The 12608-nt window shown below is 46.9% G+C and carries 9 protein-coding genes; 5 read left to right on the forward strand and 4 right to left on the reverse strand.

The window, feature by feature from the left end:
- Positions 1-53: 53 nt before the first annotated feature.
- The 3 genes from greA (at position 54) to LFE_RS03700 (ending at position 2081) form a co-directional block, all read left to right on the forward strand.
- Positions 54-521 (forward strand): transcription elongation factor GreA, encoded by a 468-nt coding sequence (greA, locus tag LFE_RS03685; RefSeq protein WP_014448929.1) that lies wholly within the window; start codon positions 54-56, stop codon positions 519-521.
- Between the two features lie 587 nt (positions 522-1108).
- Positions 1109-1432: an iron-sulfur cluster insertion protein ErpA gene (erpA, locus tag LFE_RS03695; RefSeq protein ID WP_014448930.1), complete on the forward strand. Its 324-nt coding sequence runs from the start codon at positions 1109-1111 to the stop codon at positions 1430-1432.
- A 127-nt stretch (positions 1433-1559) separates the two neighbouring features.
- Positions 1560-2081, forward strand: a complete 522-nt coding sequence (locus LFE_RS03700; RefSeq protein ID WP_148272534.1) for a transglycosylase SLT domain-containing protein — start codon at positions 1560-1562, stop codon at positions 2079-2081.
- A gap of 13 nt (positions 2082-2094) precedes the next feature.
- Here the strand turns inward: LFE_RS03700 and LFE_RS12970 are convergent, their stop codons facing one another.
- Together LFE_RS12970 and LFE_RS03710 are read right to left on the reverse strand one after the other, a co-directional pair.
- The gene (locus tag LFE_RS12970; protein WP_014448932.1) at positions 2095-3492 is read right to left on the reverse strand and encodes a GGDEF domain-containing protein; all 1398 of its coding nucleotides are present in this window, start codon (positions 3490-3492) and stop codon (positions 2095-2097) included.
- Positions 3482-4885 carry a dihydrolipoyl dehydrogenase family protein gene (locus tag LFE_RS03710; protein ID WP_148272535.1) on the reverse strand — a complete coding sequence of 468 codons (1404 nt, stop codon included), beginning with the start codon at positions 4883-4885 and terminating at the stop codon, positions 3482-3484. The genes LFE_RS12970 and LFE_RS03710 overlap by 11 nt, the downstream gene beginning before the upstream one ends.
- Before the next feature lie 444 nt (positions 4886-5329).
- Between LFE_RS03710 and glnA the strand changes: the two genes are divergently transcribed.
- Both glnA and nifA read left to right on the forward strand, forming a co-directional pair.
- A complete protein-coding gene (gene glnA / locus LFE_RS03715; RefSeq protein ID WP_014448934.1) occupies positions 5330-6739 on the forward strand; it encodes a type I glutamate--ammonia ligase in 1410 nt (469 codons plus the stop codon).
- Between the two features lie 173 nt (positions 6740-6912).
- The gene (gene nifA / locus LFE_RS03720; protein WP_232502561.1) at positions 6913-8496 is read left to right on the forward strand and encodes a nif-specific transcriptional activator NifA; all 1584 of its coding nucleotides are present in this window, start codon (positions 6913-6915) and stop codon (positions 8494-8496) included.
- 27 nt (positions 8497-8523) lie between these two features.
- On the opposite strand, the gene aspS is transcribed toward nifA, so the two are convergent.
- A complete protein-coding gene (gene aspS, locus LFE_RS03725; protein WP_014448936.1) occupies positions 8524-10290 on the reverse strand; it encodes an aspartate--tRNA ligase in 1767 nt (588 codons plus the stop codon).
- A gap of 30 nt (positions 10291-10320) precedes the next feature.
- Positions 10321-12597, reverse strand: a complete 2277-nt coding sequence (locus LFE_RS13570) for a pseudouridine synthase (RefSeq protein ID WP_081495332.1) — start codon at positions 12595-12597, stop codon at positions 10321-10323.
- Positions 12598-12608 lie beyond the last annotated feature (11 nt).

Raw genomic sequence — 12608 nt, forward strand, 5'->3', positions numbered from 1 at the left:
TGTCCTTAAAAACGTATGGCCATTATTCAAGCGAAAAGAAAAGGTGAAAAAAAATGAATCAATTACCGATGACCAAAGAAGGTTATGATAAACTGGTGGAGGAGCTTGATCGTCTGAAACATGTAGAGCGACCAAAAAATATTGCCGATATTGCGGAAGCCCGGGCTCATGGGGATCTTTCGGAAAATGCAGAATATCATGCAGCAAAAGAGCGGCAAGGCTTTTTGGGGTCAAGGATTCAGGAGCTGGAACAAAAAATATCATCAGCTATTATTGTTTCATCGGCGCATCAGGATCCCTCCAGAGTCACCTTTGGCGCAACCGTTCGCCTGGTCTCGGAGACTGGCGAGGAGAAACGCTATACCCTGGTTGGACAGGAAGAAGTCGATCTAAAGCTCGGTAAAATATCAATCCAGTCTCCAGTAGGAAAGGCTTTGATCGGCCACTCAAAGGGGGAAAGCGTCACGATTCGTATTCCGTCAGGAGAAGTTGTTTACTCTATTGAGGAAATTTCCTACTAGATTTGAGGCAAAAGAATGCAGACGCCAATGGACAGCAAGAAATGGATTACAATCATTGTTGTCATACTGACAATTCTTGTGCCAACTTTTGTGATTATTTTTAATGCATATTACGGTTTTTCCCTCTATCATAAAGTGATGGGACCAGGCTAACTTTTGAGTGGCATAATCTGTATCAATTCGGAATATGACTTTCAAAATGTGTTTCATTTTGATATGATTTTAAAGATGGGTACGGTTTCTGATTTAAAGAAATCCATAAAATGATGCACTTATAATATTGGCATGAGTATTGCTTGATTACCGTTGAAGAAGTTCTGGATTGTCTGATGACAATAGACGGAGGTCAGCGATGGAATGCCCAAGATGCCATACGGAGATGTTTGAAGAAGAATTTAACGATTTAAATGACGATACAGGTTATTTGGGTTTCCGGGGTTGGAGGTGCATCCTCTGTGGGGAGATTGTGGATTCCGTGATCCTCTCCAACAGGAAGCGAAGGCCCGCTCCCATAGTAGGCCGGAATCGAAAGATCATGGCATATAACTAAATCATTCAAACGGAATCACAACAGGAGGATATGGTAAATGATCAGCATGTCAGAAAAAGCAGTTGAAAAAGTCAGTGAGTATCTGACTTCAGAAAACAAGGCAGGTTATGGGCTTCGCGTTTATGTTTCAGGCGGCGGATGCCATGGTTTCCAATATGGAATGGCATTTGAAGAAGCTCCTGGAGAGATGGATCAGATCATTGAAGAATCTGGCGTGAAGCTCTTCATCGACGCACAGAGTTATCCATTGCTCGATGGCGCTGAAGTGGATTATGTCGAGAATCTTTATGGATCAGGTTTCGCTATCAAGAATCCAAACGCCAAGAGCTCCTGTGGTTGCGGAAGTTCTTTCTCGACCTAGGTTGAGTGAGGTCTGTGCATTTTTGTTCTTTCGAACATCTTTCTTGAAGATAGAAAAGGGGCTCTCTGTGTTGAGGGGGCCCCTTTTTTTTATATTTGCTTTTATGGTTGCCCCCGCTTGCGTTCCTATGGCTTTTGCTGATGGGGTAGCTGGTCCGAGTCAAGAGGTTCTCAGTCATTATATTTTCGATCATAATCGAGTCCATCTCTCCAGAAATCAAGCGTGGGATATTTCTCGCCAGATTCTTCGTCAGTCAGCATTGCTAGGTGTTCCAGTTGATCTGGGTGTAGCCATTATGCAGAGAGAGTCTTCCTTTAACCCGTATGCAATCAATCAACGTTCCGGTGATTATGGACTATTCCAGATCCACTACTCCTTCTGGAAAAAACATTTCGCCCGCAAAAAAGGATCAAGACTATGGGCACTTTCTTTTAAAGATCTGTACCTGATCAATGTCAATGTGCGAGTCGGAATGATGATTATTCGCCATGATCTGGTTTTGGCTCATGGATCTGTTTCCGGAATGATTGGTTTTTATAGTGGACGAAAAGGTGTGGAGCGGGATCAGTACATCTTGAGTGTCTTGTCGAATGAATCAAGTTTTAGGCGATACCGGAAAAAGTGGGAAGCCCTTGCTCAATTAAGGTGATCGGATGTTTGTTTCATTTTGGAACACTCTCTGTTCCGGATGGGTCAAGACGGTCTTTTGGGGCAGAAGCCCTATTTCGTCCGGAGTATTTCGAGTTGTAAAGCATCTGGTCGGCGAGTGATAAAAGTCCAAGGATATGGGGTGCATGTTCCGGATAGGAAGCAATTCCAATGCTGACTGTAAGGCGGATATCAGGGTATTTTACAAACTTCAATTTTTGAACCTTTGCCAGGATCCTTTCTGCGATGATTTTTGCAGTATGAATGGTTGCACCTGGCAATATGACCAGAAATTCTTCTCCTCCATAGCGGCCTATACGATCTTCTGAGCGTAGAACTTCAGAGATGCTTCTTGTCATCTCAATCAAAACCTCATCTCCTGCCAGGTGGCCAAACTTATCATTAACCTTTTTGAAGTGGTCAAGATCCACCATCAGAATGGACAGACTACTCCCCTGGAGTTTTGTCTGAGCAATCGCGTTAGAAAGCAATTCCTCAATGGACGCCCGGTTGTATGTGCCGGTCATTGTGTCAAACTCTGCTCTCTTTTTGAGTGCAAGGTGATTTTTATGGAGAGAAAAGCTTGTCTCTAGAAGAGGAAAGCAGAGCTCAATTGCATTTTTGAGTTCCACGCTTGCCTTTAACCCATTCGGTTCAATGAGATCAGGTATGACGAGAAGAAAATGTTTCGGAGCAGAAGCGTGGTAGTCAATGGGGAGCAGATAGAACGGACTGCCCTGAATGAAGCTTCTAAACTCTGGCGGGGCCGATTCGGAAGCGTGAGGTGTGGTCGGATGATTGATGTAATAAGGTTCCCTTAAAAATTGAGGCGGTGGCAGACCGTGTTCACCGCTGATCAGTAGATTCCCTTCGATGCTTTTGGCCTCAATTCGCAGCGTTTTGGATTGGAAATTGGATTTCAGATAAATGATTCCCCTAGCATTCAGAAAATTTCGAGTTGAATCCGAAATCATCTGGGCAAAAGATATCTCAGTGGAACCAAGTCTGGTAATTGTCTGGATAAAAGTTTGAAGTCGTGTCAGAACGGAGAGCAGGGAAAACTTGGCATCAAATTCCTGCCTGAGGAGTTCGATGAAGTCAAACGGGAATATGGGAAGATGCTCCGGAACTCCCCCGTAATGACGGTCCTCCTCATATAGAACCACATGAGTTTCATTGTGTGTTTTGATCTCTGCCCATGACTTCCCAAATGGAATCCGCTCATAGTTTGCGATTAGACAAAAATCTTCAGATGGGTCCGGATCAATAAATGCTGAGATATTGAATCGGGAATCCGAATTCTGGATCAGTGTCTGTACCGTTTGGATCCATTCTCGCTGATTTTTTCTTGAAGGACGAACGATGAGAAGTGAAAAAGGGGCTTTCATCATTTTTTGAGTGTCAGATGGCATCGGTCATCTCATCTATCAAGTATTTGAATATCTCGGCAAATGTCGGGTGTATGTGAAGAATCTTCTGGTAATCGTCAAGAGTGGCACCTAATGCAATGGCAACGTGAATCACATGAATAAGATCTGAGGCACCTGGCCCAAACATCTCGGCTCCCAGAATTTTGTGATCAGATTCATTCGCGACGATTTTGAGCCATCCGTCCGTTCTCCGGTAAACAATCGCTTTTCCAAGATCCGTAAAGGGAATCCTACCGGTGACAACAGAATGTCCCTTAAAAACTGCCTCACTCTCGGACAAACCGGATCGGGCATATTCCGGGTCTGTAAATATAGCGATGGGAACCGGGGGCTCAGGAATGGGGAGAGGAGACTTTCGTGTTGCATTCTCTCCAGCCATTTCTCCCTGAAATGTGGCAACATTCAGGACAGGCAGTATCCCTGTGACATCTCCTGCAGCATAAATATCAGGGTTGGTTGTTTGTAATGTGGGGAGAACCTTGATGATGCCCTTTTCCGCCGTCTTGATCCCGGCAGCCTCCAGATCCAGGGAATGGGTATCAGGTATTCTGCCTATTGCAGACAGGAGGCGTTCAAATGGAACAGATTTTTCGATGCCTTCATGAGTGTAGTGTAACGTTGGACCCTCTGGCGTGCGATCGACCCATTCATTTGTAATCCCCATTTGAATGGAGAGTCCCCTGGCCCTTAAGGCATCAAGATAGGCTTCCGAGATCACCCGGTCTAGCCCATGACCCCATTCCGGGTTGATGTTCAGGATCGTGACCTCTGAACCCATATTATGAAGATATTGACCAAGCTCAAGACCAACCGGCCCTGTTCCAATCACTACGACTTTCTTTGGCAATATCCTTGTTTCCAGGATGTCATCCGAGGTCATGATATCTTCCGATTCAAGTCCATTGATATGCGGGAGTCTAATGCGGGTTCCGGAAGCGATTATGGCTTTTTGAAAGGTGACTGGACGACCTGAAATGAGCCCTTCATGAGTCCCGGTGAAGTGGAATAACCCTTCAACAAGGGTAATGGAGGGATTGTTTAAGATTCCTTGCAGTGCATCATCGGCAAAATCCTGAATCATTCTGTCTTTTGAATCAACGATATAGTTCATGTCCAGGTCGACTTGTCCACCAGAGAGTCGGAGTCCAAGTTCGGGGAGCTCCGAGACGATGAGGTGCCTGACGTGGGCAGATCTCAACAATGCTTTTGATGGCATACAACCTTTAAGAATACAGAGCCCGCCAAATGGTCCAGGGTCGACAAGCATGACCTGGGCACCTTTTCGTGCCGCAGCTTTTGCAGCGTACCTTCCTGCAGAACCTCCCCCGATGACCAGTATTTCCGTTTTATAGGGAATATGATTGCTTTCAGTCATTTTATCCATATCGCTGATTTTATGTTCGCTTCAGTTTATTGTGTCGCTGATTATGGCAGGTGTACTTTTCTATCGGATACTATAATAAAGGATTTGAGGACTCCCGTCAGCAACCGATGAAGTGTAAGCAGTCAAAATGAGATTTTGCTGGTAAATCTTAGCGTTGAGCTTTCTCCTCTTTCATCTGTAGAGCCCTTTAAAGGGGATCAATGGTTTGGATCTCATCCGACAAATTAAGTGCTCTCTAGATTTCCTTTTGACCATCTTGACAGTCTTGATTTGAATGCCTAGAATCCTTCGGAGCGTGATCTACAGTTCCCATCGGTCGAAAGACAAAGGCGTCTTTTTGATGAAAGGACGCTTTTTTTGTGTCTCCATCCTAATATTTTTTTAAGGATTTTAAATCTCATCAATCAAGGTTGATCAAGAAAGGAGTCCGACGCGATGACACCAAAAGAAGTTCTTGAATTTGCAAAAAAGAACAATGTACAGATTATCGATTACCGCTTTACGGATCTTTTTGGTGCATGGCAGCACATTTCGACATCGCTCCATGAACTGTCCGAGGAAAGTTTTGTTGAGGGGAAGGGGTTTGACGGCTCCAGCATTCGTGGTTTTCAGGCAATCAACGAATCCGATATGCTTCTGATTCCTGACCCAGCTTCCGCTTTTATGGATCCCTATACTCAAGTTCCTACTCTGGTTTTAATCTGTAATATCAAGGATCCTATTACTGGAGAGTCCTACTCCAGGGATCCCCGTTTGATCGCCCAAAAAGCAGAGTCCTACCTCAAGAAAGTCGCCGATGTTTCTTATTGGGGTCCCGAAGCCGAATTTTTTGTGTTTGATGACGTCAAGTTTGGTCAGGGTTCAAATTACGCTCATTATTCCGTCGATTCTTCCGAGGCGATCTGGAATACTGATCGGGACGAAATGCCAAACCTTGGGTATAAAATCCGCCACAAGGAAGGTTATTTCCCTGTATCTCCAAATGATACGCTCCAGGATCTGCGTTCTGAAATGATTCTGACGATGGAAAAGTTGGGAATTCGTACAGAAGTGCATCATCACGAAGTGGCAACAGCAGGTCAGTGCGAGATTGATATGCGTTATGACACATTGACCAAGATGGCTGATAATGTGATGAAGTATAAGTATGTTGTCCGAAACACCTCTTTAAAATATGGCAAGTCCGCCACTTTCATGCCAAAGCCCCTTTTTCAGGATAATGGCTCTGGTATGCACTGCCATCAGAGTTTATGGAAGGGTGGAAAAAACCTTTTCTTCGGAAAAGGTGGTTATGCAGATCTATCCGAGATGGCTATTCACTACATCGGTGGTCTTCTGCATCACGCCCCTGCCTTGTTGGCCTTTATTGCTCCAACAACGAATTCTTACAAAAGATTGGTTCCAGGTTATGAAGCTCCCATTAACCTTGCCTATTCAAAGCGGAATCGCTCTGCCTGCATTCGTATCCCGATGTATTCGAAAAGTGAGAAAGCAAAGCGAATCGAATTCAGGACTCCGGATCCTAGCGCAAATCCCTACATTGCGTTTTCAGCCATGTTGATGGCAGGCCTTGATGGAATAGAGCGAAAGCTTGTTCCGCCAGCCCCACTCGACAAGGATATCTACGAAATGTCAGACCGGGAAAGAAAGAAGATCAAACAAATGCCCGGAAGTCTTGAAGGAGCTCTGGATGCTTTGGAGAAAGATCATGACTTCCTCCTCAAGGGCGGTGTCTTTACCAAGGACATGATTGAAGTGTGGGTTGCAGAGAAGCGAAGAAGAGATGTCGATCAGGTTCGCCTTCGTCCGCATCCACATGAGTTTTTCCTGTATTATGACATCTAGGTTCTCTCTGGCTGTTCTGTTGTAAAATCTATATATCCTGTTGGCCCGAAGGGATTCCTTCGGGCCTTTTTTCTTCCACCATTTTTTCCATCTGTGTGCATCTATAGCGGACCTTTTCGATCAGAAAGGGCTTTATGGAATCCGAACACCAAATTATCCAAGAGCTAACGACCTTGTTTTCCATCAGTCAGGAGCTTGCAAGTTGTCCTGATCTGGATGTTGCCCTTGTCAAAATTCTTGGCATCCTGGACCAAAACCTTGGACTTCACAGGAGCTCGATTCTCCTTTTGAAAGGGGAGTCTGATGAGCTGTCAACAGAGATTGCTCACGGACTTTCTGAAGAAGAGAAGGAAAGGGGTCGTTTTAAAAAAGGGGAAGGTATTACTGGAATGGTTCTTGAAAGTGGGGAGCCGGTCATTGTTCCAGATATCTCGCTTGAACCCCGGTTTTTAAACAGAACTGGTTCAAGACTATCAAAAAAGGAAAAGACAGCCTTTATTGCTGTTCCTCTGATCTTTCAGGGGAGAAAGCTTGGTGTCCTTTCTGCAGATAGAAGTGCTTCGGGTGGAAAAGAAAGTCTGGAGGAGGATGTCCGCTTATTGACCACAATAAGCTCCATCATGGCTCAGGCGGTTCTTTTGAGACATAATTTTGATGATGAAAAACGACGGTTGCAAGATGAAACCAGCAGGCTCGAACATGCCTTGAAACATAGATATACGATTTCAGGCTGGATTGGCCGATCTAAGCTTGTTGCCCAAATTGCCGAGAGTGTTCATCAAGTGGCAGCAAGCAGGGCAACTGTCTTGATCCTTGGAGAAAGTGGAACCGGTAAGGAGGTAATTGCAAAAGCGATTCACTTCAATAGTCCCAGAAACAAAATGCCATTTATTCAAATCAACTGTGCTGCAATTCCGGAAACTCTTCTTGAAAGCGAATTGTTTGGACATGAGAAAGGGGCTTTTACTGGGGCGAGCCTGTCGAGACCTGGAAGGTTTGAGGCTGCGAATGAAGGAACGATATTTCTTGATGAAATCGGGGAGATCCCACCGTCCGTCCAGGTAAAGCTTTTGAGAGTTCTCCAGGAACGTGTTGTTGAAAGAATTGGGTCCAATAGACCTATCCCTATTGATGTCCGGATCGTTGCGGCAACGAACCGCAATCTGGACCAGGAAGTCAGGATGAACCGGTTCAGGGAAGATCTATACTATCGTCTGAATGTCATTCCCATCTATCTTCCTCCATTAAGACATCGGAAGGAAGATATTCCCCTGTTGCTTGAGCACTTCCGATCCAGATTCATTGAGGAGAATGGAAGGGATGTCCGGATTGCTTCTGATGCGATTGACGTGTTTATGGAATATGATTGGCCAGGAAATGTACGTGAGCTTGAAAACATTGTTGAGAGGCTCGTTGTCATGGCCAGAAAAGACATTATAACGGCGGATGATGTGGTCCAGACTCTTGCTCTTTTTCCGGTTCATTCGAGTGGTGTTCCATCGGTTGAGTCGAGTGGTAATATTTCTACCCCAACGACAACGGGGCGGGAACCGGCTGCTCCATCAAGGGGAGCCAGTGTCCATGAAATCAACACAGATCTGCCGGATACGATTCGGGAGATTGAGCGGGAGCGGATTATCAAGGCTCTGGAGCGTTCAGGAGGTGTGAAGACCCGAGCAGCCCTTGCTCTTGGTATTACAACGAGGCAACTGGTTTATCGGATGGAAAAGTATGGAATAAGAGGAGAAGGAATTTGATCTCCTCTTATTCCATACAGATTTGAGCTAGTCTTTGGAGGTTAGTCGGATGCCTAGATCTCTCAGTTGGGAAAGGCTGACATCCGAAGGAGCATTCGTCATCAGACAAGACCCCTTCTGCGTTTTGGGGAAAGCGATGACGTCCCTGATTGAGCTGGCTCCGGCAAGCAGCATGATGAGGCGATCAAGTCCCAGCGCCATGCCGAGATGTGGAGGAGCCCCGTAGGTCAATGCGTCGAGTAAAAAGCCAAATTTTTGAAGAGCTTCTTCCTTTTCAATCTTGAGGAGGTTCAAAACCGTTTCCTGAACGGTTCGTTCATGGATCCTCTGACTTCCACCGCCAAGCTCTGTTCCATTTAAAACCAGATCATAGGCATTTGAGCGAACGGAAAGCGGATCGGTCATCAGTTTTTCAAGATCATCGAAATGAGGCGATGTGAAAGGATGATGTAAGGCATCCAGCCGGTTTTCTTCATCATTCCACTCAAACATCGGGAAGTCGACGACCCATAGAAGTGAAAAGTGATCTGGATGGCGAAGGTTCAGGCGATCTCCGATGTGGAGCCGAAGTTGTCCCATGATCTTCTGCGCCTTGCTTCTTGTATCAGCGATAAACAGGAGCAGGTCACCGGATTCAGCCTCAAGGCTGTTGATAATGGCTTTCTGCGTGGCTTCAGGAAAAAATTTGGCGATTGGGCTTGATAATTCACCGGATTCCCACTTCATCCACGCAAGTCCGCTGGCTCCCTGGGAAATTGTCCATTGTGTGAGGGTGTCCATCTCTTTTCGGGATAAGGACGCGCCTCCAGGGTAACGGATTCCAATGACTGAGCCATCCTTTTTTTCGAGAACGTCGAGGAAGACCTTAAACGTGCTTCCAGCGACATGCTCATCTAGCCGCACCAGCTTGAGATCAAACCTGAGGTCCGGTTTGTCTGTTCCATAATGGTCCATGGCCTCCTGATACGTGAGACGCATGAAGGGTTTTTGCGGAATGTGATGCGTAAATTGTGCAAAGAGTGCTGCTACCATCTTTTCCATTTCGGATAGAAAATGATCGACAGTCAGAAAAGATGCTTCAATATCAACTTGAGTGAATTCAGGCTGACGGTCAGAGCGCAAGTCCTCATCCCTGAAACAACGAGCGATTTGGTAGTATTTTTCTACTCCTCCCACCATTAAAAGCTGCTTGAAAAGTTGAGGAGATTGGGGCAGGGCATAGAAAGAACCTTTTTCAAGCCTGGATGGGACAAGAAAATCTCTGGCTCCTTCCGGAGTGGACTTTGTCAGAATAGGGGTTTCTATTTCCCAAAAACCTTGAGAAACCAGATGATTCCTTAAAAAGTGGGTCACTTCGCTTCGAAGTTTCATGTTGCGGCGCAGTTCCGGCCTTCTCATGTCAAGATATCGATAAGTGAGTCGGAGTGTTTCAGAGATCTCTGTCCGGTCATCGATGGGAAAAGGGGGTGTGGGGGATGTATTGAGAACGGTTATGGTGGCTGTCCTGATTTCAAGACTCCCTGTAGGAAGTGCTGAATTCTCTGTTCCTTCAGGTCTTTTTTCGATAGTTCCATGAACGGAAACGACCCATTCATCCCGCATTGATTTTGCTGCTTCTATCAGATGGGGGTTTTTCTCGGTATCAATCACCACCTGGGCGAGGCCAGATCGATCCCTTAAGTCAAAAAACAGGAGAGAACCATGATCCCTGACGGTTTGTACCCAACCTGAAAGTGTTGTCATTGACCCTATAGGAAGGGTAACAATATCGATAATGGGGTGCGATCGAACCATGAATTCTTCCTCTTTTTCGTAATAGATCTGTTAAGAGCGCCTTGTTTTGGGTTTGCCATTTCTTGACGGCCCCGAACCTTGTCCTGGGCGTCGGGTTGGCCGGCTGCTTGGATTATGGGGGCGAGTTCTTTCGCCACTTCCCTGAGACGAGTTTTGTCGTTCCCTTGAGGAATCTCCAGAAAAGGCATGGCCAGACTCTCTTGGCCTGTCGGAGCGGTCCCTGGACTGGAAGCGATCCCCTGAAGGCCTGTCTTGTCGATCGGAGAAGGATCTCTTCGGGCGGTCGGAATCGAATCGTCCTGCAGAAGGTGCGTGACCAGATTCTCTTGGCCTGTCGGAGCGGTCCCTGGACTGGAAGCGATCCCCTGAAGGCCTGTCTTGTCGATCGGAGAAGGATCTCTTCGGGCGGTCGGAATCGAATCGTCCTGCAGAAGGTGCGTGACCAGACTCTCTTGGTCTGTCGGAGCGGTCCCTGGACTGGAAGCGATCCACTGAGGGCCTGTCTTGTCGATCGGAGAAGGATCTCTTCGGGCGGTCGGAATCGAAGCGTCCCGCGGAAGGCGAATGTCCGGTATCTCTTGGTCTGTCGGAGCGGTCCCTGGATTGGAAGCGATCCCCTGAAGGCCTGTCTTGTCGATCGGAGAAGGATCTCTTTGGGCGGTCGGAGTCAAATCGTCCTGCAGAAGGTGCGTGACCAGACTCTCTTGGCCTGTCGGAGCGGTCCCTGGACTGGAAGCGATCCCCTGAAGGCCTGTCTTGTCGATCGGAGAAGGATCTCTTTGGGCGGTCGGAGTCAAATCGTCCTGCAGAAGGTGCGTGACCAGACTCTCTTGGCCTGTCGGAGCGGTCCCTGGACTGGAAGCGATCCCCTGAAGGCCTGTCTTGTCGATCGGAGAAGGATCTCTTCGGGCGGTCGGAATCGAAGCGTCCCGCGGAAGGCGAATGTCCGGTATCTCTTGGTCTGTCAGAGCGGTCCCTGGACTGGAAGCGATCCCCTGAAGGCCTGTCTTGTCGATCGGAGAAGGATCTCTTCGGGCGGTCGGAGTCAAATCGTCCTGCAGAAGGTGCGTGACCAGATTCTCTTGGCCTGTCAGAGCGGTCCCTGGACTGGAAGCGATCCCCTGAAGGCCTGTCTTGTCGATCGGAGAAGGATCTCTTCGGGCGGCCGGAATCGAAGCGTCCCGCGGAAGGCGAATGTCCGGTATCTCTTGGCCTGTCGGAGCGGTCCCAGGACTGGAAGCGATCCCCTGAGGGCCTGTCTTGTCGATCGGAAAAGGACCTCTGGTAAGATCTATTTTCGTTCGTATCGGATGTGATTTCTCCAGACCGCTCATAAGACTCTTTTTTTGCCAATAACGGATCTTCTATTTCAACAATTCCGGGATTTGCTGAAGTCTTTTTCTTTTGATCCACAAATTGCCTTGAGTGATTTGAATGTTCTGACGAGAAATCAACCTTTCTTTGTTGTGTAGGAAATCTGGAAGGGTTCCCTTGTGTGTTCTTTTGAGGATAAGTCCCTTCCGGCGTTAAAAGCTGTTTGATTTCATCGGGGGAAACAACCCTGAATTCACCTGGGTCAAGACCCTTGAGATCGAGATTCCCGAACGAAATGCGGGTAAGTTTCAGAACAAAATAATTAAATGTTTCAAAAATCCGTCGGACTTCTCTATTTCGTCCTTCTGTGAGAGTAATCCGATACCAGGCATTCGTCTCAGTTGTCCGTTCGTGTTCGACTTCAATCGGTGCAACAGGGTGTCCGTCAAGGCGCACTTTCCCAAGCCGGATGAGGTCGAGGTGTCTCGGGTCGACGCCTCCTTGTATTTTGACCAGATAGGTTCTGGGAATCGCAAACCTTGGATGGAGAATTCGTTGGGACAAATCTCCGTTGTTCGTCAGGAGCAGTACCCCCTCGGTTTGAAAATCAAGCCTGCCGATATGTAAAAGTGGAGATATGTTCGGAAAGAAGTCCTTGAGTGTTGGCTTTCCGTCTGGATCAAATACAGCTGAGATGACCCCCTTGGGTTTGTAGAATAGAAACAGAAATGTTTCCTTTTCCCTTGGAAGAACTCTCCCCTCAACGACGACAACATCCCTTTCTGGATCGACTTTTGTTCCTGGAGTTGTTTCTACTTTCCCATTAACGGTAACAAGTCCTCCGGCAATCAGTTCTTCTGCGTTTCTTCTGGAAGTGATTCCACGGTGAGCCAAAAGCTTTTGCAGTCTGACCTCTCCCGATAAGCTTGTCGGATATTCGCTGTCATTTTTTCCATTATTGTTGTTTATTTGGTAATCATCCTGATCAGGCATGGTGTTTTAAC

Source organism: Leptospirillum ferrooxidans C2-3 (assembly GCF_000284315.1).
Lineage (GTDB): Bacteria > Nitrospirota > Leptospirillia > Leptospirillales > Leptospirillaceae > Leptospirillum > Leptospirillum ferrooxidans.

Coding starts and splice junctions, on each gene's coding strand:
- greA (WP_014448929.1), top strand. CDS start 54: ATGAATCAATTACCGATGACCAAAGAAGGTTATGATAAACTGGTGGAG.
- LFE_RS03710 (WP_148272535.1), bottom strand. CDS start 4,885: ATGACTGAAAGCAATCATATTCCCTATAAAACGGAAATACTGGTCATC.
- glnA (WP_014448934.1), top strand. CDS start 5,330: ATGACACCAAAAGAAGTTCTTGAATTTGCAAAAAAGAACAATGTACAG.
- LFE_RS13570 (WP_081495332.1), bottom strand. CDS start 12,597: ATGCCTGATCAGGATGATTACCAAATAAACAACAATAATGGAAAAAAT.
- aspS (WP_014448936.1), bottom strand. CDS start 10,290: ATGGTTCGATCGCACCCCATTATCGATATTGTTACCCTTCCTATAGGG.
- LFE_RS12970 (WP_014448932.1), bottom strand. CDS start 3,492: ATGCCATCTGACACTCAAAAAATGATGAAAGCCCCTTTTTCACTTCTC.
- LFE_RS03700 (WP_148272534.1), top strand. CDS start 1,560: ATGGCTTTTGCTGATGGGGTAGCTGGTCCGAGTCAAGAGGTTCTCAGT.
- erpA (WP_014448930.1), top strand. CDS start 1,109: ATGATCAGCATGTCAGAAAAAGCAGTTGAAAAAGTCAGTGAGTATCTG.